Here is a 24,349-nt window from a genome sequence, read left to right on the forward strand (position 1 = left end):
CAGGTTAAATCGGCATATTAATGAATAGTTTACAGCGTATTCGCCATCTCTTCAGCCCGGCGGATCGCTGCCTGCATTGCATCAGCAACCAGCAATTCGAGGCCGGCATTGCGCATGGTTTCAATGGCTTCATGCGTCGTACCGCCTTTACTGGTGACCTGCGCCCGTAAATCGGCAAAGCTGAGTGGCGAGCGGGCGGCCATCGTTGCGGCTCCCAATGCGGTCTGGACCACCATCTGATGGGCTTCGTCCGGGCTAAAACCGAGCAGTTCAGCCTTTTGCGTCATCGCTTGCATAAAGTAAAAAAAGTAGGCGGGTGCGCTGCCGGTGACAGCAATAATGTCGTTGATTTGACTTTCCTCGTCGAGCCACACCGTTTTACCGGTGGCACTGAACATGCTGTCGACAAAAGATTTTTCATAGTTAGAGCAACGACTGGAAAAAATTCCGGTGACACCCAGCCCGACTAGAGATGGTGTATTGGGCATAGCCCGCATCAGCCGGACTGGCCCTAGCCATTCTTCATAGCGGCTGACTGGTAAACCCGCTGCGACGGTAACAAAAAGTTTTTCGCTGATATCAGGTACCCCAGCGATCAGCTGACGGCAAACCTCACCCATCAGCTGCGGCTTAACCGACAAGACAATGACATCAGCTTTTTGCACGGCCAGCAGATTGTCCTGAGTCACTTCAATGGCAAAATCGGCGGCAAGGGCATCGAGTTTTGGCCTGCTTGGATTGGCGGCGATGATGTTCGCGGCCGGGTAGCCGGTGTTCACCATGCCCCCGATGATGCAGCGCGCCATATTGCCGGCGCCGATAAAGGCTACTGTGTTGTCATTCATGCTGTTGATTCGTTGTCTGAGAGTTATCGCGTTAACTGCGCGCGCCGAAAATGGCGGAGCCCAATCTTATCATAGTTGCCCCAAAAAGAACGGCTTGTTGCCAGTCATCTGACATCCCCATAGACAACTGATCTGCCGCTGGAAATTCTGCCTGAAGCGTGGCAGAAAGCTGCTGCATCGCGGCAAAAGCCTGCTGATTGTCACCATTCACCGCCGGGGCAGGGATTGCCATCAGGCCGGCCAGCTGGATATTCGGCAGATTGCTGATCTGACGTGCCAGTGGCAACAGGTCTTCCGGCATAATACCGGATTTGCTGTCCTCGCGACTGATATTGACCTGCAGCAGTACCTGCAGCGGCGCTTTGCCGGCCGGGCGCTGGGCGGACAAACGTTCGGCAATTTTCAGCCGGTCAATGCTATGCACCACGTCGGCGTAAACCGCGATATCGCGGGTTTTGTTGGACTGTATAGGGCCAATAAAATGCCAGCGGATCTGCGCCAAATCCGCCAGTTCCTGCGCTTTTGTCGCAAGTTCCTGCACATAGTTTTCGCCAAACTGACGTTGTCCGGCCTGATACGCTTCGCGTATGTCATTGACTGGCTTGGTTTTACTGACGGCGATTAACTGAGCAGTTGTGCCATCAGATGACTGAATTTCTGCAAGCGCCCTGTAGGCTGTCTGTAAGCGTTCTGCTATGGTGTTATGCATCAAAACCTGATTTGCCTCTTCACTGACACAGGAGTATGTCGTCATGGATATTACCGAATTACTGGCGTTCAGCGTACAACACAAAGCGTCGGACTTGCACCTGTCCGCCGGAGTGCCACCGCTGATCCGCGTCGATGGTGATGTGCGTCGTTTGAATATTCCACCGCTGACGCACAAAGACGTGCATGCGCTGGTCTATGACATTATGACGGATAAGCAGCGTAAAGAATACGAAGAGCGGCTGGAGTCGGATTTTTCCTTTGAAGTGCCGGGACTGGCGCGGTTCCGGGTTAACGCCTTTGTGCAAAATCGCGGCGCGGCGGCGGTGTTCCGCACCATTCCCAGTGAAGTATTGTCGCTGGATGATCTTGGTGCGCCGGATGTATTCCGCACTATCGCCGAAAACCCGCGTGGACTGGTGCTGGTGACCGGGCCGACCGGTTCCGGTAAATCGACCACACTGGCGGCGATGGTGGATTACATCAACACAGGCCGGCACGAGCATATTCTGACCATTGAAGACCCAATCGAATTTGTGCACCACAACAAACTTTGTCTGGTCAACCAACGGGAAGTGCACCGCGATACTTTAAGTTTCTCTAACGCTTTGCGCTCAGCGCTGCGGGAAGATCCGGATGTGATCCTGGTCGGTGAGCTGCGTGACCTCGAAACCATTCGCCTGGCAATGACCGCGGCTGAAACCGGTCACCTGGTATTTGGCACTTTGCACACCACATCCGCGCCGAAAACCATCGACCGGATCATCGACGTGTTCCCTGGCGAGGAAAAAGCGATGGTGCGCTCAATGTTATCCGAATCGCTGCGCGCCGTGATTTCACAGACGCTGCTGAAAAAAATCGGCGGCGGTCGGATTGCGGCGCATGAAATTATGATTGGGGTACCAGCCATCCGGAACCTGATCCGCGAAGACAAAATCGCCCAGATGTATTCAGTGATCCAGACCGGCGCCTCGCATGGCATGCAGACGATGGACCAGTGCCTGCTCAATTTGGTCAATCGCGGACTTATCACCAAACAGGATGCCCTGGCTAAAGCGCAGGACAAAAATGCCTTTGGTGCCATGGGCCGGATTTAACGGAGCATATGATGGAATTAATCAAACTGCTGCAAAAAATGGTCGATGTGAAAGCATCGGATATGTTTGTCACCGCCGGCATGCCGGTGGCGGCGAAAATCAATGGCGAATTGCAGACCATAGAGCAGGAGCCGCTGAGCGCTGAAGACTCGCTGGCCATCGTGCTGGCTTGTATGAACGACAAGCAAAAAAATGAATTCCTGACGCACAAGGAATGTAACTTTGCCATCGCCAATGACGCCGGGCGTTTTCGTGTGTCGGCTTTTTTCCAGCGCGATCAGGCCGGCATGGTAATGCGCCGTATTGTCACCAAAATTCCCGATGTAGATGAGCTGGGGTTGCCGCCGATTCTGAAAGAATTGATCATGTCCAAACGTGGCCTGCTGTTGTTTGTTGGTGGCACCGGCACTGGTAAATCCACCTCGTTGGCAGCATTGATTGGTTATCGCAATAAAAACGCCCGCGGTCATATTCTGACTATCGAAGATCCGATTGAATTTGTGCATGACCATGGCAAAAGCCTGATCACCCAGCGTGAAGTGGGGATTGATACCGAATCCTTTGATGCGGCGCTGAAAAGTTCATTACGTCAGGCACCGGACGTGATCCTGATCGGTGAGATCCGCAGCCAGGATACGATGGAATATGCACTGAGTTTTGCTGAAACCGGTCACTTGTGTATCGCCACATTGCACGCCAACAACGCCAACCAGGCGATTGACCGTATTTTGCACTTAGTACCAAAAGAAAAGCATGCCAAACTGATGTTTGATCTGGCGCTGAATTTACGCGGCATTGTCGCGCAGCAACTGATCGCAACTGCGGATGGCTCAAAACGGATGGCGGCAATTGAAGTGCTGACCAACTCACCATTGGTCGCTGATCTCATCAAAAAAGGCCAGATTGACGAGATTAAAGCGGTGATGGCGAAATCGCGTGAACTCGGCATGCAGACCTTCGACCAGGCGCTATATGACCTGTATCAACGCAATCAAATCAGTTACGCCGATGCGCTGCACCACGCCGATTCACCGAATGACTTACGATTGATGATTAAACTGCGTAACAACGAAACTGCCGGGGCTGGCTTTTTGGCCAATGTCACAGTGGACGGACTGGAAAAGCCTGATCGCTGAGTCATCGGCAAGCAACAGGAAAAACGCGGCTTTAGCCGCGTTTTTTTAATCAGATGACTGTCAAACCCGGCCAGAGATGTTCACTGTCCAGCGCTGCCGGCAGTACCAGACCTGCTGGCGGCTCAGTACCAACAAAACTAAACCGTGCTACTGGTTCGCCGTCAATACTGACATTTTCGCAGAACATCTGCAGCGGTCGCACCCACAGGCCAAAATCGCCATACAATGCGCGATATAGGGCATAAGGCGCATCTTCTTCACTGTGACGCACCAGCGCCAGCAGTTGGTAATAACGGCCTTTGTAGTGCCGGTAAAAACCGGGGCAGGGCAACTCAGCCATGTTGTTGCTCAAACCAGCTCTCCAGAATTAACTTAGCAGAGAAACAATCGACTGCGTCTTTGCTGAGTTTTTTAAATCCGCCCTGTGAAAACAACTCTGCCCGTGATTCGACGGTGGTCAGCCGTTCATCGTGCGCCTGCACTTTGACGCCAAAACGACCGTGTAGGCGATTAATAAACTTGTGCACCCGAGCGGTAAATGGTTGCTCGGTGCCATCCATATTCAGCGGCAGGCCAACGACAACCAGTTCTGGCTGCCATTCTTTTATCAGCGCTTCAATCTGATTCCAGTCCGGTGTACCGTCCACGGCTTTTAATGCTTTTAACGTGCTGGCGGTGCCGGTCAGACGTTGTCCAACCGCCACGCCAATACTTTTAAGGCCATAGTCAAAGGCCAGAATACAACTCATCTGTGTTCCTGTTAGTGTGGCCTGCGATCAGGCATGTCCTGCCTGTGGACTTAACTGCCAGCTCTGAATTCCGAGTTTGGCCGTAGCGCCCTGCCATTTTTCGCCATGCGGCAAGTCAAAAATAATCCGGTTATCGGCCGGTATCACCAGCCAGCTATTGTCGGCGAGTTCCTGTTCGAGCTGACCCGGACTCCAGCCGGCATAACCCAGTGCCAGAATGAATTTGTCTGGCGCAGCTTCGGTGGTCAGTTGCTCCAGAATATCCTTTGAGGTGGTGATCATTAAATCCTGATTTAGTTGCATGCTGCTGTTAAAACCAGCTTTTGGAGTATGCAAGACAAAACCTCGGTCATTTTGCACCGGTCCACCGGCACAGATCTTCATTTTCGCTGCATCAGAACCGCCGTCAAACTCGATTTCCAGTTGTTCCAGTAAATTGGCGATATCGACCGACAACGGATGGTTAATCACTATTCCCATGGCGCCGTCGGCATTATGTTCACAGATATAGGTCACGCTTCGACCAAATAAAGGGTCATCCAAACTTGGCATTGCAATCAGCAGGTGGTTTTGTAAACTTTCCACGGCGAACTCCTCAGGCTTTTTTAGCCTGTAATAACAGTTCAATCTGATCAAACAACATGCCGGTAATTGAAACCGGAAACGCAGCCTCAATTTCGCGGATGCAGGTTGGGCTTGTGACATTAATTTCGGTCAGTTTGTCACCGATGATATCAAGACCGACAAAAATCAACCCTTTGGCTTTCAGTGTTGGGCCTACAGCACGGGCAATGGCCCAGTCACTTTCGGTCAGAGGACGAGCTTCGCCGCGACCTCCCGCAGCAAGATTGCCACGGGTTTCGCCGCTGGCCGGGATCCGGGCCAGACAATAGGGTACCGGTTCGCCGTTCACCACTAAGACGCGTTTGTCGCCGTCAACGATCTGTGGAATATAACGCTGCGCCATGGCGTACATAGTGCCGTGCGCGGTTAATGTCTCCAGTATGACACTGACATTGGGATCTTGCGGTTTTAAACGAAAAATAGATGCGCCGCCCATGCCATCCAGCGGTTTTAAGATCACATCACCTTCGGTCTGATAAAACGCCTTTAATCGCGCCGCATCGCGGCTGACCAGTGTTTTCGGCGTATGTTGCGCAAACCAGCTGGTATACAACTTTTCATTGGCATCGCGCAGGCTCTGCGGTTTGTTCACAATCAGCGTGCCGGCATCTTCAGCGCGCTCCAGAATATAAGTCGCGTAAATAAACTCAGTATCAAACGGCGGATCTTTGCGCATCAGGATCACGTCCAATTCAGAGAGCGCAATGTCCTGTTCACCCTGAAATTCATACCAGCGCGCCGGATTTTGCTCCACGCTCAACAGGCGGGTGCGGGCGCGGGCCTGCCCCTCTAACAGGTATAAGTCGGCCATTTCCATATAATGCAATTGATAACCGCGGCTTTGCGCCTGCAGTAACATAGCGAAACTGGAATCTTTTTTGATATTGATGGCGCTGATAGGGTCCATCACGATGCCGAGTTTAATCAACAGCTTACTCCTTAATCAGGCGAGGTCGCCCAGTTGTAATTGCAATGCAGCGATAGCCGTCAGTGCGGCCGTTTCCGTGCGCAGGACCCGAGGGCCCAGCCGTACCGGCTGAAAACCGGCTGAAGTCGTTGCTGCGACTTCACGGTCACTGAAGCCGCCTTCCGGACCTATCACTAGTCTAAGCCGGTCCGTTGGTGATAATTGCTTAATGGTGGCGTTGGTCCAGGGATCCAAGGTCAGTTTCAGACAATTGTCTGCCTGACCGAGCCATTTTTCCAGAGTGACGGGCATGTGCACCGGTGGCACCACCGAGCGGCCGCTCTGCTCGCAGGCGCTGATGACAATTTTTTGCCACTGTTCGCGCTTTTTTTCCAAACGTTCGGCGTCAAGTTTAACGCCACAGCGTTCGGTAAACAGCGGCGTAATTTCACTGACGCCAAGCTCGACCGCTTTCTGGATGGCAAAATCCATCCGATCGCCGCGGGAGATACCTTGTCCCAGATGTAACTTCAATGGCGATTCGATCGGATTCTCGCTCGAGCTTTGGATATCGACAACCAGCTGCTTTTTGCCAACTTCGATAATGACGGCGGCGTAATTATTGCCATCACCATTAAACAGTTCGAGCGCTTCGCCGGCTTGCATTCGCAAGACTTTTCCGGCGTGGTTGGCGGCATCTTCACAGAGCGCCACAGATTGTCCCGGTGTTAACGGGCCGGGCTGATATAAACGTATTGTTCGCATGAGGCCTGATTCAGCAGCAGAAAAACTGCTATGGTAGCAGTCCCTTGGCGCTAAGGGTACCTCGAAAGGAGTCCTTGTATGGGCGTAGAAAAAGTCTCATCGGCGGCACCGGCAGTATTGGCGGTGTCGCAACTGTGTAAAAGTTATGGTGCGCTGAAGGCAGTGAACAACCTCAGTTTCAGTGTGCAGGCCGGTCAATGTTTTGGTTTACTTGGGCCCAATGGCGCCGGTAAAACCACCACGCTGGAGATGCTTGAAGGTATTATCAAACCTGATAGCGGCAGCATTTTTTATCATGGCGAAATCGCCGGCCGGCAGCATTTTCAGCAACTCGGAGTGCAGTTTCAGCAAACTGCTTTGCAGGATTTTTTGACCGTTGAAGAAACACTGCGGATGTTTGCTGCATTTTACCCGCAACCGGCTGACATTCAGCAGCTTATCAGGCTCTGTGATCTGGGCGACTTCTTAACACAAGACCACAAAAAGCTATCCGGCGGGCAGCGTCAGCGATTATTGCTGGCCTTAGCGCTGGTCAACCAGCCGCAGATCCTGTTTCTGGATGAACCGACCACCGGGCTGGACCCGCATGCCCGGCGTAATTTCTGGACGCTGATCAAACAAATTAAACAGCAGGGCAGGACCATTATTCTGACCACCCATTATATGGACGAAGCTGAGCAGTTATGTGATGACCTGATCATTGTCGATAAAGGCCAAATCATTGCACAAGGAGCGCCACAGGCTTTGCTGCGCCAGCATTTTGAAGGCGCTTTGCTGCAGCTGCCGGACCCTGGGTTTATTCCGTCTTTACCAGACGGCCACCATGCATCGCTGCAGGGCGGACAGCTCTGCATTCAGACGCCTGACGTGCAGCACAGCATTCAGGCGTTGTTGCAGCAGCAAGTGCCGCTGCAAGGCCTTTTAGTCAAATCGGCGACGCTGGACGATTTGTTCCTCAAACTGACCGGCCATGCCTTAAGCGGTGTTACCACGGAGGCTGAATGATGTTTAATTTCAGACGTTTTAGCGCGGTGCTTAAAGCGCGCAATCTTGAGTTCTGGCGCGATCGGGCGGCACTGGGCTGGAATTTACTGTTCCCGTTTTTATTAGTCGCCGGTTTTGCCTTTGTCTTTTCCGGTGAGCCGAAAGCCGAATATAAAGTAGGCGTGTTACAGCAAAGTACGGTGCTCGATACGACGCAACATCCGCTATTAACTACCCGTTTTGTCGAATTTGTGCCTTATCAGGCCGAGGCCCTGGCGCGGCAACGGCTGGCCCATCATCAGATTGACCTGGTGCTTGATTTAGCAGCAAAGCGTTATGTGGTGAATCCGGATTCGGCCAAAGGCTATCTGGTGGAAAAAATCTTGTTACAGCAATGGCCAGGCGCTATGCGGGAAGAGGTGACAGGGCAGGCGATCCGTTATGTCGATTTTGTGCTGCCGGGTATTCTTGGCATGAATATGATGTTTTCTTGTCTGTTTGGCGTTGGTTATGTGCTGGTGCGCTACCGGAAAAACTCGGTGCTCAAACGGCTGCAAGCCACGCCTTTAACGGCGCTGGAATTTGTCGGCGCTCAGGTCGTGTCGCGTTTAGCCATAGTGCTGGCAATTGCCGGTGTAGTGTTTGTCAGTTGCCAGCAGCTGTTTGGTTTGATGATGCTCGGCAGTTATGCGCTGTTATTGCTGGTCGCCGCTTTAGGGGCATTGTCGATGATTGCGCTGGCGCTGCTGATTGCCAGCCGTTTACAAAGTGAAGAGCTGACCGGTGGACTGCTGAATATGACCAGCTGGCCGATGATGATTTTGTCCGGCGTTTGGTTCAGCCTGGAAGGCGCGCCTGCAGCGGTGCAATGGTTTGCACAGTTGTTTCCGCTGACGCACTTAGTTAGCGCAGCTCGCGCGGTAATGCTGGATGGCGCCGGTTTTGCCGATGTCAGTGTGCAACTTGGTGTGATGGCGGCGATGAGTCTGGTGTTTTTAATGGCGGCGGCAGCTTTGTTCCGCTGGGCCGGCGACGGGCGTTAATCTTTTACCTGCAAGTGACGAAAACCCCTGAAAATCGCAGTGCGCTTTTCAGGGGTTTTGTTTTTACAGCGCCGGGAAGGTGTAATGCGCACCAATTCCCAGCGGAATGCCCAGCGCCCAATAGAGCAACAGGAAGGCGCTCCACAGCACCAGGAAACATACTGAGAATGGCAGCATCAACGCGATCAAAGTACCAATACCGGTCGATTTCACGTACTTCTGACAGAACACCACGATCAGCGGGAAGTACGGCATCAGCGGCGTAATAATGTTGGTTGAAGAATCACCCACCCGATAAGCGGCCTGGGTTAAATCCGGCGATACGCCAAGTTCCATCAGCATCGGCACCATAATGGCGCCGATCAGTGCCCATTTGGCCGACGCTGAGCCGACCAACAAATTCACTGATGCGGTCAGAAACACGATACCAACCAGAGTCACACCCAGTGGCAATGCCAGCTCTTTCAGTGCCAGCGCACCTTTGATTGCCAATAATGCGCCGAGATTCGACTGACCAAACGCATAGATAAACTGGGCGCAGAAAAACGCCATCACCACGTAATAACCCATGCCGGACATCGCTTTGCTCATGCCCTGGACTATTGCGCGGTGATTGTTCGCTGAACCCGAAACATAGCCAAAGACCACACCGGGAATTAAGAAAAACACAAAGATGATGCTGACTATGGACTGCATCAAAGGTGCTGTTGCGCTGGTTAACAGACCGTCTGTGCCGCGCCAAGCCGAATCAGCAGCTGAAGCCGACCAGATCAATAACAAGCCGGACACCAGCATCGACAAAGTGGCGTAGCGCAGGCCTTTACGCTCAGCATCGGTTAAAGCATCCAGTTTTGGCAGACTGGCCGGGTCACCGTCAACTTGCGTGTGTTTCAGCCGTGGCTCTATCACTTTGTCGGTCAAAAACCAGCCCACCAGGATGATTAAAGCAGCAGATGCGCTGGTAAAAAAGAAGTTATTCAGCGGGTTAATGGTCATCTCGGCGGCAGAAGGGTGAGCAGAGAGGCGTGCGGCTGCTTGGGTCAGGCCGGCCAGCATCGGGTCTAAACTCGACGGTACAAACAGGCTGGCAGAAAAACCGCCCGACACGCCGGCAAAAGCGGCGGCAATACCAGCCAGTGGATGGCGGCCAGCAGCATAAAAAATCACAGCTCCTAGCGGGATCACCAGCACATAACCGGCATCGACAGCGACGTGGCTTAAAATACCAACGGCAATCAACACTGGTGTCAGCAGCATTTTTGGCGTGACATTTAAAATCGAACGCAGGCCCGCATTGATAAAACCGGTATGTTCTGCAACGCCCAAACCCAGCATCGCGACCAGGACCACGCCAAGTGGTGGGAAGCTGACGAAGGTACTGACCATCTTACTCATAAAAGTCGTGAAGGCCGCGCCATCTAATAAATCGACGATGACAATAGGTTTGCCGGTACGTGGGTCTATTTCGCTGAATTGCACGCCGGACAAGGCCCAGGAAATCAGCCAGACGGCCAGCATAAATAGGGCGAATAACACAGCGGGATCGGGTAGTTTGTTGCCCGCGCGTTCGATTGCATCAAGACTGCGCTGCAACCAGGGTTTGGTCGTATCGGTAGACATAGAGTTTCCTAATTGTTGTTTGTCCTTTGTTATAAAAGCTTAAAAGGGCAGATAGCAATCAGGAAAAACCTGAGATGTGATCAGTTTGTTACTGAGTGAAGATAAAAAAAGGGAGCCGAAGCTCCCTGTTGATCAGAGTCTGAGATCACAGACCGGCTTCAGCACGCAGTGCGTCAGCTTTGTTAGTCTGTTCCCACGGGAACTCATTGCGGCCAAAGTGACCATAAGCAGCGGTCGCTTTGTAGATTGGACGCTCGAGGTCGAGCATCGCAATCAGGCCGGCCGGACGCAGGTCGAAATGGGCCCGGATCAGTTTAATCAGCTGGTCTTCTGACAGTTTGCTGGTACCAAAAGTCTCGACGCTGATAGAGGTCGGTTCTGCTACACCGATGGCGTAAGATACCTGGATCTCACAGCGCTCAGCTAAGCCGGCTGCAACGATGTTTTTCGCCACATAACGGGCAGCGTAGGCGGCTGAACGGTCAACTTTTGATGGATCTTTACCAGAGAAAGCGCCACCGCCGTGACGGGCCATGCCGCCGTAGCTGTCGACGATGATTTTCCGGCCGGTCAGACCGCAATCTCCCATTGGGCCACCGATGACAAAACGACCCGTAGGGTTAATGAAGAACTTCGTGCTCTGACGCAGCCATTCAGCCGGCAGTACAGGCTTGATGATGTGTTCCATCACCGCTTCGCGCAGATCTTCAGTCGAAATAGTGTCGCAATGCTGAGTTGATAACACCACGGCATCGATACCAACAGGTTTGCCGTTTTCATAAATGAACGACAGCTGAGATTTTGCATCCGGGCGTAACCATGGCAGCGTGCCATCTTTACGCACTTTGGCTTGTTGTTGCACCAGACGGTGAGAATAAGTGATTGGCGCTGGCATCAGTACGTCAGTTTCATTGCTGGCGTAACCAAACATCAGACCCTGGTCGCCGGCACCCTGATCTTTCGGGTCTTTTTTATCAACGCCTTGATTGATATCCGGAGATTGTTTACCGATGGCGCTTAACACCGCGCAAGAATTGGCATCAAAGCCCATATCAGAATGCACGTAACCGATTTCACGGATAGTGCTGCGGGTCAGCTCTTCAATATCGACCCAGGCAGAAGTAGTAATTTCGCCACCAACCAGAACCATACCGGTCTTGACGAAGGTTTCACAGGCGACACGGGCTTTTGGGTCCTGTTCCAGGATGGCATCCAACACCGCATCAGAGATTTGGTCGGCGATTTTATCCGGATGTCCTTCAGAAACTGACTCAGAGGTAAAAATGTGTTGTGCCATTCTAACTTATTCCAATGGGTTGGTTGTTTAAGCGCCAGGCGCCGGAAAATTGGGCTGCGTATTCTAGAGAAACAAATGGCAGTTTGCCATATTTTTTTGCCGCCCGGACGTCTTTCTATCTGCAAGAGTACGGGTTATCGGACGAACGGATCAAAACTTAAGGCAATCAGCATGGATCCGGTTTTATTCGTTGCCAAGGTGGGCATGGTCTGGGAAAATAAACCCGAACCGATGCGACGCGTAAAATAAATTTGCCTGTTTATTAAAAAACAGTATCACGCCATCCGAAGCGATACAGGCAACATAAAAATCCACTTGGATAAGATCCCGACAATTAGTAGCAGGAGTGACAATGCTGTCCCGCAAACAACTCGCCAACGCCATCCGCGCGTTAAGTATGGATGCAGTGCAAAAGGCCAAATCTGGCCACCCGGGCGCCCCGATGGGGATGGCCGATATCGCCGAAGTATTATGGCGTGATTTTTTAAAGCACAATCCACAGGACCCGCAGTGGGCTAACCGTGACCGTTTTGTTCTGTCGAACGGCCATGGCTCTATGTTGTTATATTCGCTGTTACATTTATCCGGTTATGACCTGTCTGTCGACGACTTAAAACAATTCCGTCAATTGCATTCACGCACGCCGGGTCACCCGGAATATGGTTATGCACCTGGTGTTGAAACCACCACAGGTCCGCTGGGGCAGGGGATCACCAATGCGGTAGGCATGGCGATCGCCGAAAAAGCACTGGCAGCGCAGTTTAACCAGCCAGGCCATGCCATTATTGACCACTATACATATGCGTTTCTGGGCGATGGTTGCCTGATGGAAGGTATTTCGCACGAAGCTTGCTCTTTAGCCGGGACTTTAGGCCTTGGCAAACTGATCGCATTCTGGGATGACAATGGCATCTCGATCGATGGCCATGTTGAAGGCTGGTTCACCGACAATACGCCGGCCCGTTTTGAAGCCTATGGCTGGCATGTGATTGCCGGTGTCGACGGTCATGACGCTCAGGCAGTTGCGGCAGCGATTCAGGCTGCGCAAGCAGAAAGCACCAAACCAACACTGATTTGTTGCAAGACTATCATCGGTTACGGTTCACCGAATAAATCCGGTAGCCACGATTGCCACGGCGCGCCACTGGGTGATGCAGAAATTGCCGCAGCCCGTGAATTCCTGCAATGGCCGCATGCGCCATTTGAAGTCCCGGCCGACATTTACGCCGCCTGGGATGGTAAAACCAAAGGTAACACTTTACAGCACAGCTGGAACGCACAGTTCGCGGCTTACGCTGCAGCGCACCCTGAACTGGCTGCCGAGTTAAAACGCCGGTTAAGCGGTGAGTTGCCAGCGAACTGGAAAGCAGAGTCAGATGCTTATATTGCCAAGTTACAGGCAAGCCCAGCTGCGATCGCCAGTCGTAAGGCCTCGCAAAATGCATTAAACGCATATGGCCCGTTATTGCCGGAACTGCTGGGTGGCTCTGCCGATCTTGCCGGTTCAAACCTGACCATCTGGTCTGGCTCTAAAGGTATCAGTGCTGAGGATGCCAGCGGTAACTACCTGTATTACGGTGTGCGCGAATTCGGCATGTCAGCCATCATGAATGGTATCGCGCTGCATGGTGGTTTTGTGCCATACGGTGCAACCTTCCTGATGTTTATGGAATATGCCCGTAATGCGGTGCGTATGGCTGCGCTGATGAAACAACGGGTGATTTTTGTTTATACCCACGACTCGATTGGCCTTGGCGAAGACGGCCCGACACACCAACCGGTTGAACAGCTGGCTTCGCTGCGTGTGACACCAAACCTGATGAACTGGCGTCCTTGTGACCAGGTGGAATCTGCTGTTGCATGGCAAGCAGCAATTGAACGCACCGAAGGCCCGACTACGCTGATTTTCACCCGGCAGAATCTGGCACAACAAGCCCGTACTGATGAGCAGGTTGCCGCCATCCGGCGTGGCGGTTATGTGCTTAAAGACAGCGCAGGTACGCCGGACCTGATCATTATTGCTACAGGTTCAGAAGTAGAGCTGGCGGTACAAGCCGCGGCAAAACTGACGGATGCTGGCCATAAAATCCGTGTGGTTTCGATGCCATCAACTGATGTGTTTGACGCTCAGGATGCCGCCTACCGCGAAGCGGTGTTACCGGCTGCCGTCACCAAACGTGTTGCAGTCGAAGCTTGTATTGTCGACAGCTGGTATAAATATGTTGGTCTGAATGGCAAAATCATCGGCATGACCGGTTTTGGTGAATCGGCGCCGGCTGAGCAGTTGTTTGAATACTTCGGTATCACCACTGCTGCAGTTGTCGAAGCCGCCGAACAGTTACTGGCGTAAGCGGTACTTTCAATGCAAAAGGGGCTTGGAGCCCCTTTTGTTTAACTTCGTGACAGTCCAGACAGGTAACAGCGCTGATGACAATCCGGATCGCGATCAATGGGTTTGGCCGAATTGGCCGCAGCATTGTACGCGCCATTTTTGAACAACAGTTACAAGATGAAGTGCAGGTAGTCGCAATTAACGAACTGGCGGAAGCCCGCGGCATCGCGCATTTACTGAAGTATGATTCCAGCCATGGCCGTTTTGGCACTTCAGTAACTCTCAACGGCGAGATGTTAGTTGTAGGCGATCAACAGATTCAGCTGCTCCATCAGCCAGATCCGGCGTTTTTGCCGTGGAAAGCACTACATGTCGATTTAGTCTTAGAGTGTACCGGTGTGTTTGGCAGCCGCGCCGATGCGATGAAACATCTCGAAGCCGGTGCTGGCAAAGTACTGTTCTCGCATCCGGCTGGCGCTGATATTGATGCGACAGTGATTTATGGTGTCAATGAGCAACAGCTCAACGCGACCATGCGCGTCGTGTCTGCCGGCTCATGCACCACCAATTGTATAGTGCCGGTATTGAGTGTGCTGGATAATACTTTTGGCGTCGAAAGTGGCACTATCACGACAATTCACGCCTCGATGCACGATCAGCAGGTTATTGATGCTTATCATCCGGATTTACGTCGCACCCGTGCTGCCAGCCAATCCATTATCCCGGTCGATACCAAACTTGCCCGGGGCATTGAACGCATCATGCCGCATCTCGCCGGCCGCTTCGAAGCGATTGCCGTACGTGTGCCAACGATCAATGTTACGGCAATGGATTTGTCCGTTGCACTTCATCAGGATGTCACCGTTGAAGCGGTGAATGCCGCGCTGCAACAAGCCCGCTTGTCTTTGCCGGGAATTCTGGATTACACCGAAGAGCCATTAGTTTCCGTTGATTTTAACCACGATCCGCATTCGTGCATCGTCGATGGTTCACAAACCCGGGTTAGCCATAAACGACTGGTGAAGTGTTTGGTCTGGTGTGACAACGAGTGGGGCTTTGCCAACCGAATGATCGATACCGCGCGTGCCATGATGAGAAGTCAGTAACGGCACTATAAACAGAATAACAGTATTCAAATCAACAAAAGGAGATGGTCATGTCCGTGATTAAAATGGCTGATTTAGATTTAGCGGGTAAACGCGTACTAATCCGCGAAGATTTAAATGTACCGGTAAAAAATGGCGTAGTGACTTCAGATGCGCGCTTACGTGCCGCACTGCCGACGATCGAACTCGCGCTCAGCAAAGGCGCAAAAGTGATGGTGTGTTCACACTTAGGCCGCCCGGAAGAGGGTGTCTATGCCGAAGAATTTTCGATGCAACCAGTCGTCGATTACCTCAAAACTGCATTAACAGCGCCTGTGCGTCTGGCCAAAGAATATCTGCAGGGCGTTGACGTAGCTGCCGGTGAAGTTGTGGTGTTTGAAAACGTCCGTTTTAATAAAGGCGAAGGCAAAAACGACGAAACTTTGTCAAAACAACTGGCCGCGTTGTGCGATGTGTTTGTGATGGATGCATTTGGCACTGCCCACCGCGCACAAGCCACCACACATGGTGTAGCCAAATTTGCGCCTATCGCCTGTGCCGGTCCTTTGCTGGCGGCTGAACTGGAAGCCTTAGCCGCAGCGCTGAAAAACCCAAAACGGCCGTTAGTCGCGATTGTTGGTGGCTCTAAAGTGTCGACCAAACTGACAGTCCTGGAATCTTTGTCCGGTATCGTTGATCAGCTGGTCGTTGGAGGTGGAATTGCCAATACTTTTATCGCAGCTACTGGTGCAACTGTCGGTAAGTCTTTGTATGAGGCCGATCTAATTCCGGAAGCACAGCGCTTAATGGCTGCGGCGAAAGCAAACGGCGGCAATATTCCTGTGCCAACCGACGTGGTGACCGGCAAAGCCTTTGCTGAAGATACACCCGCTAGTCTCAAACCGATTGCGGATATTGCCAACGACGATATGATTTTTGATATCGGCCCAGACAGTACTGCTGCATTGGTAGAGATCTTAAAAACTGCAGGAACTATTGTCTGGAACGGTCCGGTAGGTGTGTTTGAATTTGCGCAGTTTGAGGCAGGAACTAAAGCGATTGCTGAAGCGATTGCGCAAAGTGATGCGTTCAGTATTGCCGGTGGTGGTGACACGCTGGCCGCCATTGACAAGTATGGTGTGGCTGAACAAATCTCCTATATTTCTACCGGTGGCGGTGCATTCCTTGAGTTCTTAGAGGGAAAAACCTTGCCAGCAGTTGAAATTCTTGAACAACGCGGCAAAAGCGCGTAAAAATGATGTTATAAAACAGTCTGTTCGCCGAAACCTATTCCAAGCCGGCAGATCCTGACCGGCACATCCGGCGCAAAAGCGCCGGGTTCGGTGACAGCTCTGAAACTTACCCTACAAAAAGTGAGGATTTCATGGCTCTTATCTCGTTACGTCAGATGTTGGATCATGCCGCAGAATTTGGTTACGGCGTGCCAGCGTTCAACGTCAACAATCTTGAACAGATGCGCGCGATTATGCTGGCAGCCGATGCAACGGACAGCCCGGTCATTGTGCAGGCGTCTGCAGGTGCACGGAAATACGCCGGTGCGCCATTCCTGCGTCATCTGATCCTGGCGGCTGTCGAAGAGTTTCCGCATATCCCGGTGGTAATGCATCAGGATCACGGTACCTCTCCAGCGATTTGTCAGCAGTCTATCCAGCTCGGTTTTTCATCCGTTATGATGGACGGCTCGTTACGCGCAGATGGGAAAACACCAGCTGACTATGATTACAACGTCGATGTAACCCGCCGTGTTGTTGAAATGGCGCACGCCTGCGGCGTTTCGGTCGAAGGTGAGTTAGGGTGTTTAGGCTCACTGGAAACCGGTGCTGCCGGGGAAGAAGATGGTGTTGGTGCAGATTGCGTGCTGAGCCATGACCAGATGCTGACAGACCCTGAAGAAGCGGCGCAGTTCGTTAAAGCGACTGGAGTGGATGCATTGGCTATTGCCTGTGGCACTTCCCACGGGGCTTACAAATTCAGTCGTCCACCAACAGACGATATTTTGGCAATTGATCGGATTAAAGCCATTCATGCCCGCATCCCAGATACGCATCTGGTGATGCACGGCTCCAGTTCGGTCCCGCAGGACTGGCTGGCGGTGATCAATCAGTACGGTGGTGAAATTCCGGAAACTTATGGCGTTCCGATAGAACAAATTCAGCAAGGGATCAAATTCGGCGTACGCAAAATCAATATTGATACTGATTTACGTTTAGCGTCTACCGGTGCAATCCGCCGCTTTATGGCTCAGCATCCGGCAGAGTTTGATCCACGCAAGTATTTACAGGAATCTGTCAAAGCCATGATGGAGATCTGTAAAGACCGTTACCAGGCATTCGGTTGTGCCGGGCAAGGGTCAAAAATCAAAGCCATTTCTCTTGAGCAAATGGTGAAGTTGTATGATTCGGGCAAACTGACTCCGAACATTAAATAAGCAGAAAAATGAATGTTTTATTAAATTTTAAAGATAAGAATTTAATAGCAGCATTCCGGGTAAATCTGTAAGCGGATATTGCGGTGAAACAGGTCTGGCTGGCTGTCGTAGTTATATTGACATCCATTGTTTTTGCTGCAATGATGCGGGCGGTTTACCCTCTAACCAGGTCATTCTTTTTTACAAGTTTGGCCTTTCAAAATACAGGTTACGTTAATCAGCAATTATTGGTTGGGAACTATGTCTAACAATAACATTCGTAAAAACCTGATCGCATCAGCCATCGTTGGTGCTTTCATGTTCGGTGGCGTTGCAACCGCAACGACTCTCGCAGAAGTCACCAATACTGGTGTGCAAGCTGCCAAGGCATCTGCGCAGTCTCAGGAAAAGATCAACAACATTTATGAACAGTCTCAGGAACTGCTGGCTGAATACCGCACACTGGTAGAACAGACAGAAAACCTGAAAGTTTACAACGATCACGTGAATACGCTGGTGAACGATCAAAATGCACAGCTGGGTTCATTTGACAAGCAGATTGGTACGATCGAAGGCACCAAGCAGGGTATCGTTCCATTAATGTACAAAATGATTGATACGCTGGAAGCTTTTATCAAAGCAGATATGCCAATCGATCAAACAAAACGCCTGGAACGTATTCAGCGTCTGCGTGACCTGATGGGTAATTCATCTGTAAACACTTCTGAGCAATACCGTATGGTGCTCGAAGCATATCAAATCGAAAAAGACCTGGGCACAGCCCTGGTTACTTACACTGACAAACTGAACGTTGGTGGCGGTGAGAAAACAGTTAACTTCGTTTATGTCGGCCGTGTTGCGCTGTTGGCGATGTCGTTGGATGAGAAAGAAGCCTGGATGTGGAACAAGTCTACCAACCAGTGGGAAGCACTGGGTGCTGAGTACCTGGATTCTACTAAACTGGCTATCCGTGTAGCTGGCAAACAATCTCCTCCACAATTATTAAAACTTCCAGTGTTAGCAGCGGAGTAAGAATAAATGAAGAAAGTGTTTAAAGGTTTAATGATTGCAGCTGCAGTCACCATGTCTGCTGGCGTATGCTTAAATGCAGCGGCAGATACAGCGAAACTGGATCAGCTGTTAGAGCAAGTCAAAAAGAACCGCGCTGCAGATGCCAAACTGGATGCTGCTCGTGAGCAGGAATTCCTGTCTGACCGTGCTGACAAACAAGCTCTGCTGAGCAAAGCAAAAGCTGCTTTCGCTGCAGAAGAAGCGCGTGGCAAGTCACTGACTAAACAGTTTGCTGACAACGAAGGTGCTATCGCAGCTAAAGAACAAGAGTTGTTAAATGCTCAAGGTACTTTAGGTGAGATGTTCGGTATCGTTCGTGGTACTGCAACAGAAACTATCGGTGCAATCGCAACTTCTAATATCAGTGCTCAGTTTAAAGGTCGCGAAGACTTACTGAAAAAACTGTCAGTAGCTAAAGAGCTGCCGACGATTACTGAACTTGAAGAACTGTGGATCGCTCTGCAAACAGAAATGACCGAGTCTGCCAAAGTCTCTAAGTTTGACGGCGAAGTAACAGGTCTGGACGGCACAAAAGCGCCAGCTTCTGTAACTCGCGTTGGTTCGTTCAACTTAATCACTGACAACGGTTTCCTGGTGTATAACGCTGACACCAAAGAAATGCAGCCTCTGGTTAAACAACCAGAATCTTATGTTGTTTCTGACTCAGTTGCGTTCAAAAATGCAGCTGCCGGCGAGCTGAAAGCAGTATATGTTGACCCAACAGGTGGTAACTTGCTGCGTCTGAAAACTCAGGAAGCTACTCTGGAAGAGCAGTTCCATTCAGGTGGTACTCCAGGTTACGTTATTACTGTTCTGCTGATCATTGGTTTACTGATCTCTGCAGTCCGTTTCCTGTCACTGACTGCGGCAAGTTCAAAAATCAACAGCCAGTTGAAAAATCTGAACAATCCATCAACGGACAACGCACTGGGTCGTATCCTGAAAGTTTACCATGACAACAAAAAAGCTGACGTGGAAAACCTGGAACTGAAACTGGACGAAGCAATTATGCGTGAGACTCCAGCAATCGAAAAAGGTATCGGTATCCTGAAACTGATCGCTGCAGTAGGTCCTCTGTTAGGTCTGTTAGGTACAGTAGTTGGTATGATTGGCGCGTTCCAGATGATCACGCTGCACGGTACCGGTGACCCGAAAATCATGGCAGGTTCAATCTCTATGGCCCTGGTTACTACGGTTCAAGGTCTGTTATGTGCGCTGCCACTGTTGTTCCTGCACTCTTTACTGCAGTCTAAATCAAACTCAATCCTGCACATCCTGGATGAGCAAAGCGCTGGTATCATCGCTGCTCATGCGGAGAAGGAGCGCTCATAATGCATAGCCTGATAGAGCTTTGGGAATCTGTCAGGGATTTTATCGCAACCGGCGGTGATGTACTTTATATCGTCGCCCTGGTGCTCTTCATCATGTGGATTCTGATTATAGAGCGCTTTTGGTTTATCAGTCGTGAGTACCCGGCCATGCGTGACAAAATCATCGCTGACTGGAATGCAAGGACTGATACAACTTCTTGGTATGCGCATAAAATCCGTGAAGCCTGGGTGTCGCAAGCGAGTACTCAGCTGAATGAGCGTATTAATGTTATTAAAACTCTGGTTGCGGTCTGCCCAATGGTTGGTTTGTTGGGAACTGTAACAGGTATGATTGCAGTGTTTGAAATTATGGCGTTAGTCGGCACGGGTAACCCGCGTTTGATGGCATCAGGCATTTCAATGGCAACAATCCCGACTATGGCGGGGATGGTGGCTGCATTATCTGGAGTTTTTGTAACGTCCAAATTAGAAGCGAAGGTAAAAGCTGCTGTCCACGAGTTGGCAGATAGCATGCCGCATCATTGATTAGAGAGTGATTTATGGCACGTAAAACTAGACGTGAAGCAGAAGAAGCAGCGATTGACTTGACGCCAATGCTCGACGTTGTATTCATCATGCTGATTTTCTTTATCGTGACCACTTCTTTCGTTAAAGAAGCGGGTATCGATGTTAACCGTCCAAAAGCAGCAAAAGCTCAACAGAAGCCTTCAGCAACGATTTTTGTCGCTGTCCGGGCCAATGGTGAAATTTGGTTGGATAAACGCGCAGTTGATGTAGAGCGTGTAGGTGCAACCATCGAGAAGCTGTTAGCTGAATCTCCGACTGACACTGTAATTGTGCAAGCGGATAAAGAAGCGAAGCACGGTGTGGTTGTATCTGTAATGGATCAAATCAAACTGGCTGGCATTGAGAAGATCTCGATCGCGGCGGAGAAGTAATATGGCTCGGTTATTACTTTCACTCTTAATTGGTGCGGTAATAACGTTTTTCCTGTTTGTATTGATGGCATTTTTAGTAGACAGCGATGATGCTGTCTCTAATGTCGCAAAGGAACAAATCGTTATTGAGATAAACTCGACGCCGCCTGAGTCAAAAGCTCAGACCCGAACTCGGGTACCGCCGCCGCCGCCGCCGCCACCGCCGGAGCCGCCAAAGCAGCAGATCGTGCAGGAAGCATCTAATACAGATGCAGGGACAATCGGTTTTAACGCGCCAACAGTTGATGTTGGTGGTGTGAATAACGGAATCGGTGATCCTTCTGGTGCGATGATGCGTGATGGTGACGCAACACCGATTGTGCGGATTGAACCGAAATATCCGGTACAAGCCGCCCGGGATGGTATCAATGGCTGGGTAAAAATGCGTTTTTCCATTATGCCTGATGGCTCAGTGGATGAAATTGAAGTTGTTGATGCTGAGCCGAAGCGGGTATTTGACCGCGAAGCAATTCGTGCGTTAAAACGTTGGAAGTACTCACCAAAAATTGAGAATGGTCAGGCGTTAAAGCAGACTGGGATCATGGTGCAGTTAGACTTCAACCTTGATAATGCCGGAGGTTAAGTATGAAATTTAACAAACTTACATCTGCATTGATGGTGTTTGCTGCAGTCGGTATTGCCGCTCTGCCGGTAAGCTCTGCATTTGCGGCTCCGGATGCTGCCAAGATTGCTGAGCGTAAAGCCCGTAAATCTCAGGCAGTAGGCGAAAAAGTCGGTAAAGCGATCGGTAAAGCCTATGAGCTTTATGGCCAGAATAAAGTCGGTGAAGCATTGGCTTTGTTGGAACCTATCGAAGCATCGAACACTTTTGATAAAGCCTACTTAGATAAGTTTATTGGTCAGCTCTACATCGAGAAAAATCCGGCGAAATCATTAGATTATATGATTAAAGCTGTAAAACCCGATGTACTTGGTTTTACTGATCAGGCCACATTGTTGCGAAATATCGCAGACTTGAGCTTGATGGGTAAAAAGTACGAGCAGGCAATCACTTATTACACCAAGTGGGGTGATTTTACTGGTGAGATGGACGCAAACGTCGATCTGCGTATTGCCAACGCATACTACGAAATGAAGCAGTATGCCAAGGTAATTGCGCCAGCCGATCGCGCTATCGAACACTCGAAAACGCCGAAAAAAGAACCGTACCAGATGAAGTTCGCTTCATACTACGAGCTGAAGCAGACTAAGAAAGCTATCGAAGTTTTGGAAATAATGTTGCCATTGTTTCCTAATGAGAAGCAATCCTGGGTCATGTTAGGCCAGTTCTACTCTGTTGATGAGCAATACGAAAAAGCGCTTGCGATTATCGATATGGCCTATAAACAGGGTTTATTGAAGACAGAAAACGAGATTAAGTTACTCGCTAACCTGTACAACAATAACAACGTGCCGTTTAAGGCCGCTGCATTACTGGAAAAACACTTAACCGCAGGTCTGTTAAAGAATGATCGTGCAATCCTGATGAGTATCGCAAGTTCATACTCGTCGGCACGTGAATTTGAAAAAGCTGCGAAGTTCTACGGTATGTTAGCTGCTAAAGAAAACGATGGTGAGGCCTATCGCCGTCAGGGTGATGCACTGGCAATGGCGAATAAAAACGCCGAAGCAGCCACAGCATTACAAAAAGCGTTAGAAGCAGGCACCAAAGACAAAGGTAAAGTTCACGTGTCGTTGATCGGCGCATACTTTTACCAGGGCAAAATGCGTGAGGCTTATCAACAAGTCGTGCTGGCACGCCAGCATGGACAAGAAAAGATGGCTAACTCATGGGGCCCTTACGTAAAAGAACGCGCTGAGAAAAAAGGCATCAAGCTTTAACTCCAGCTGTTAAAAAACCCGCCATCTGGCGGGTTTTTTTATCACTGATGCATTTCAGTCAGCTGAATTGCCAAAAAAGCCAGCGTTTAAGCTGGCTTTATTTTGTCAGAACATCGATGGTCTCAATGTTCTTCAGTGACAGACCCAGGATGTTCTGCATCCTGGGTACGCAAATCGAGCATTTTATACTTATCAATTAATGAGTATAAAGTGGGGCGGGTTACTCCTAGCAAATCAGCAGTTTTCGACAGATTGCCATTGGCCACGTTGTAGGCATGGCGAATCGCCTGCGTTTCTGCCTGTTCCCTTACTTTACGCAGGGTAGGGAGAGTGTTTGGCTGACTGGATGGCAGTAACCCAAGGTCTTCAGCACTGATGAACTTAGTATCAGCCAGGATCACAGCCGACTTCAGTTTATTCTGTAATTCACGGATATTGCCTGGCCAGCGATGGCCCAGCATTGAGTTAATCGCGTCTTCAGTAAACCCTTGAATATTAGTGTTAAATTCAGCATTAAACCGGTGTAAAAGTGCCTTGGCGATAATAACAATATCGTGACCACGGTTGCGAAGTGGCGGGATATTGAGTGTTATTTCACTGACCCGGTAGAATAAATCCTCACGGAAGCTTTGTTCAGCGACCATTTCTGCCAGGTTACGGTGAGTCGCACAGACAACTCTGACATCTACTTCGATCTCTGCACGACCGCCGACGCGCTCAATCACACGCTCCTGCAAAAAGCGCAGCATTTTGGCCTGTAGCGCCAGCGGCATGTCGCCAATCTCGTCGAGCATCAGAGTGCCGCCATTGGCGGTTTCGATTTTACCTAAAGTTGTTTTATGGGCGCCGGTAAATGCGCCTTTCTCGTAGCCGAATAATTCACTTTCCAGCAAGTTATCCGGGATGGAGGCACAGTTGATTGCGACAAAAGGTCGATCGGCGCGCGGGCTTTGTTTGTGGATAGCGCGGGCGAAAACTTCTTTCCCGGTTCCTGATTCACCTAACAACAATGTGGTGATTTCAGTCGGTGCGATTTTCTCCACCATCCGGCAGGCTTTCAGAATAGATTCGCTGTTGCCGATAATGTCTTGCTGTTTGTATGCCGTCGCTTTCAGGACACGGTTTTCATTTTCTATCTCACTGAGTTTGAAAGCCCTGGCTACGATGACATTTAGCACGTCGACATCAATTGGTTTTTGATAATAGTCGTAAGCGCCAAGCGATATTGCCTGCAGTGCATGTTCAGTATCGGTGCTACCAGTGATCACAATGACCTTGGTATTGGGGTTGTGTTGCAGAATTTCAGTAAGACATGCCAACCCTTCAGATGCATTCGTTGGGTCTGGCGGCAGTCCAAGATCTAAAGTCACAACAGCAGGCTCAAAACGTCGTAGTTGTTGCAGTGCCGACGGACGATCTTCAGCAAAAACCACTTCGTAGTCGGTCAGGCTCCACTTCAGCTGCTTTTGGATGCCAAGATCGTCATCAATTGCGAGTAATGTTTTCAT

General features: G+C 50.5%; 24 protein-coding genes. 14 read left to right on the forward strand and 10 right to left on the reverse strand.

Translation table 11 applies throughout. The annotated features are described in order from the left end of the window. Positions 1-29: 29 nt before the first annotated feature. Positions 30-872 (reverse strand): pyrroline-5-carboxylate reductase, encoded by an 843-nt coding sequence (gene proC, locus ATY27_RS12810; RefSeq protein WP_279614573.1) that lies wholly within the window; start codon positions 870-872, stop codon positions 30-32. Between the two features lie 4 nt (positions 873-876). Then, positions 877-1,599: a YggS family pyridoxal phosphate-dependent enzyme gene (locus tag ATY27_RS12815; protein ID WP_244151299.1), complete on the reverse strand. Its 723-nt coding sequence runs from the start codon at positions 1,597-1,599 to the stop codon at positions 877-879. On the opposite strand from ATY27_RS12815, the gene ATY27_RS12820 reads away from it, so the two are divergent. After that, positions 1,598-2,650, forward strand: a complete 1,053-nt coding sequence (locus ATY27_RS12820; protein WP_208931027.1) for a type IV pilus twitching motility protein PilT — start codon at positions 1,598-1,600, stop codon at positions 2,648-2,650. The two genes, ATY27_RS12815 and ATY27_RS12820, sit on opposite strands and share 2 nt — an antisense overlap. An 11-nt stretch (positions 2,651-2,661) precedes the next feature. Then, positions 2,662-3,786 carry a PilT/PilU family type 4a pilus ATPase gene (locus tag ATY27_RS12825; RefSeq protein WP_208933412.1) on the forward strand — a complete coding sequence of 375 codons (1,125 nt, stop codon included), beginning with the start codon at positions 2,662-2,664 and terminating at the stop codon, positions 3,784-3,786. 49 nt (positions 3,787-3,835) lie between these two features. On the opposite strand, the gene ATY27_RS12830 is transcribed toward ATY27_RS12825, so the two are convergent. From ATY27_RS12830 to rsmE, 5 genes are read right to left on the reverse strand one after another with little or no spacing between them, the layout of a single operon-like run. Next, entirely contained in the window at positions 3,836-4,138 is a 303-nt protein-coding gene (locus tag ATY27_RS12830; protein WP_244151300.1) for a DUF1653 domain-containing protein, read from the reverse strand. After that, a complete protein-coding gene (gene ruvX / locus ATY27_RS12835; protein WP_208931028.1) occupies positions 4,119-4,535 on the reverse strand; it encodes a Holliday junction resolvase RuvX in 417 nt (138 codons plus the stop codon). Before ruvX ends, ATY27_RS12830 begins: the two co-directional genes overlap by 20 nt. A gap of 27 nt (positions 4,536-4,562) precedes the next feature. Further along, positions 4,563-5,120: a YqgE/AlgH family protein gene (locus tag ATY27_RS12840; protein WP_279614558.1), complete on the reverse strand. Its 558-nt coding sequence runs from the start codon at positions 5,118-5,120 to the stop codon at positions 4,563-4,565. 10 nt (positions 5,121-5,130) lie between these two features. Next, positions 5,131-6,090 carry a glutathione synthase gene (gene gshB, locus ATY27_RS12845; protein ID WP_208933410.1) on the reverse strand — a complete coding sequence of 320 codons (960 nt, stop codon included), beginning with the start codon at positions 6,088-6,090 and terminating at the stop codon, positions 5,131-5,133. A gap of 12 nt (positions 6,091-6,102) precedes the next feature. Next, positions 6,103-6,831: a 16S rRNA (uracil(1498)-N(3))-methyltransferase gene (gene rsmE / locus ATY27_RS12850; protein ID WP_208931030.1), complete on the reverse strand. Its 729-nt coding sequence runs from the start codon at positions 6,829-6,831 to the stop codon at positions 6,103-6,105. Between the two features lie 78 nt (positions 6,832-6,909). Between rsmE and ATY27_RS12855 the strand changes: the two genes are divergently transcribed. Both ATY27_RS12855 and ATY27_RS12860 read left to right on the forward strand, forming a co-directional pair. Beyond that, a complete protein-coding gene (locus tag ATY27_RS12855) occupies positions 6,910-7,836 on the forward strand; it encodes an ABC transporter ATP-binding protein (RefSeq protein WP_208931031.1) in 927 nt (308 codons plus the stop codon). Next, positions 7,833-8,858 (forward strand): ABC transporter permease, encoded by a 1,026-nt coding sequence (locus ATY27_RS12860; protein ID WP_244151301.1) that lies wholly within the window; start codon positions 7,833-7,835, stop codon positions 8,856-8,858. The genes ATY27_RS12855 and ATY27_RS12860 overlap by 4 nt, the downstream gene beginning before the upstream one ends. 63 nt (positions 8,859-8,921) lie before the next feature. On the opposite strand, the gene ATY27_RS12865 is transcribed toward ATY27_RS12860, so the two are convergent. Next, entirely contained in the window at positions 8,922-10,478 is a 1,557-nt protein-coding gene (locus tag ATY27_RS12865; RefSeq protein ID WP_208931032.1) for an AbgT family transporter, read from the reverse strand. Between the two features lie 145 nt (positions 10,479-10,623). Beyond that, on the reverse strand, positions 10,624-11,775 hold the full coding sequence (gene metK / locus ATY27_RS12870) for a methionine adenosyltransferase (protein WP_208931033.1): 1,152 nt from the start codon (positions 11,773-11,775) through the stop codon (positions 10,624-10,626). A gap of 352 nt (positions 11,776-12,127) precedes the next feature. Between metK and tkt the strand changes: the two genes are divergently transcribed. From tkt to ATY27_RS12920, 10 genes are all read left to right on the forward strand, one after another. Continuing rightward, positions 12,128-14,125, forward strand: coding sequence for a transketolase (gene tkt, locus ATY27_RS12875; protein ID WP_208931034.1), 1,998 nt, complete (start codon positions 12,128-12,130; stop codon positions 14,123-14,125). Between the two features lie 77 nt (positions 14,126-14,202). Next, positions 14,203-15,213, forward strand: a complete 1,011-nt coding sequence (epd, locus tag ATY27_RS12880; protein WP_208931035.1) for an erythrose-4-phosphate dehydrogenase — start codon at positions 14,203-14,205, stop codon at positions 15,211-15,213. Between the two features lie 50 nt (positions 15,214-15,263). Further along, positions 15,264-16,445 (forward strand): phosphoglycerate kinase, encoded by a 1,182-nt coding sequence (locus ATY27_RS12885; protein ID WP_208931036.1) that lies wholly within the window; start codon positions 15,264-15,266, stop codon positions 16,443-16,445. Positions 16,446-16,576: 131 nt separating this feature from the next. Next, the gene (gene fba, locus ATY27_RS12890) at positions 16,577-17,641 is read left to right on the forward strand and encodes a class II fructose-bisphosphate aldolase (RefSeq protein WP_208931037.1); all 1,065 of its coding nucleotides are present in this window, start codon (positions 16,577-16,579) and stop codon (positions 17,639-17,641) included. A gap of 240 nt (positions 17,642-17,881) precedes the next feature. After that, the gene (locus ATY27_RS12895) at positions 17,882-18,652 is read left to right on the forward strand and encodes a DUF3450 domain-containing protein (RefSeq protein ID WP_208931038.1); all 771 of its coding nucleotides are present in this window, start codon (positions 17,882-17,884) and stop codon (positions 18,650-18,652) included. A gap of 6 nt (positions 18,653-18,658) precedes the next feature. Next, entirely contained in the window at positions 18,659-20,023 is a 1,365-nt protein-coding gene (locus tag ATY27_RS12900; RefSeq protein WP_208931039.1) for a MotA/TolQ/ExbB proton channel family protein, read from the forward strand. Beyond that, the gene (locus tag ATY27_RS12905) at positions 20,023-20,547 is read left to right on the forward strand and encodes a MotA/TolQ/ExbB proton channel family protein (protein ID WP_208931040.1); all 525 of its coding nucleotides are present in this window, start codon (positions 20,023-20,025) and stop codon (positions 20,545-20,547) included. The genes ATY27_RS12900 and ATY27_RS12905 overlap by 1 nt, the downstream gene beginning before the upstream one ends. Before the next feature lie 14 nt (positions 20,548-20,561). Further along, positions 20,562-20,960, forward strand: a complete 399-nt coding sequence (locus ATY27_RS12910) for a biopolymer transporter ExbD (RefSeq protein WP_208931041.1) — start codon at positions 20,562-20,564, stop codon at positions 20,958-20,960. Position 20,961: 1 nt separating this feature from the next. Beyond that, entirely contained in the window at positions 20,962-21,582 is a 621-nt protein-coding gene (locus ATY27_RS12915; protein ID WP_208931042.1) for an energy transducer TonB, read from the forward strand. 2 nt (positions 21,583-21,584) lie between these two features. Next, on the forward strand, positions 21,585-22,841 hold the full coding sequence (locus ATY27_RS12920) for a hypothetical protein (protein ID WP_208931043.1): 1,257 nt from the start codon (positions 21,585-21,587) through the stop codon (positions 22,839-22,841). A gap of 122 nt (positions 22,842-22,963) precedes the next feature. Here the strand turns inward: ATY27_RS12920 and prsR are convergent, their stop codons facing one another. After that, positions 22,964-24,349 carry a PEP-CTERM-box response regulator transcription factor gene (gene prsR, locus ATY27_RS12925; protein ID WP_208931044.1) on the reverse strand — a complete coding sequence of 462 codons (1,386 nt, stop codon included), beginning with the start codon at positions 24,347-24,349 and terminating at the stop codon, positions 22,964-22,966.

It is taken from the genome of Rheinheimera sp. F8 (assembly GCF_001518915.1).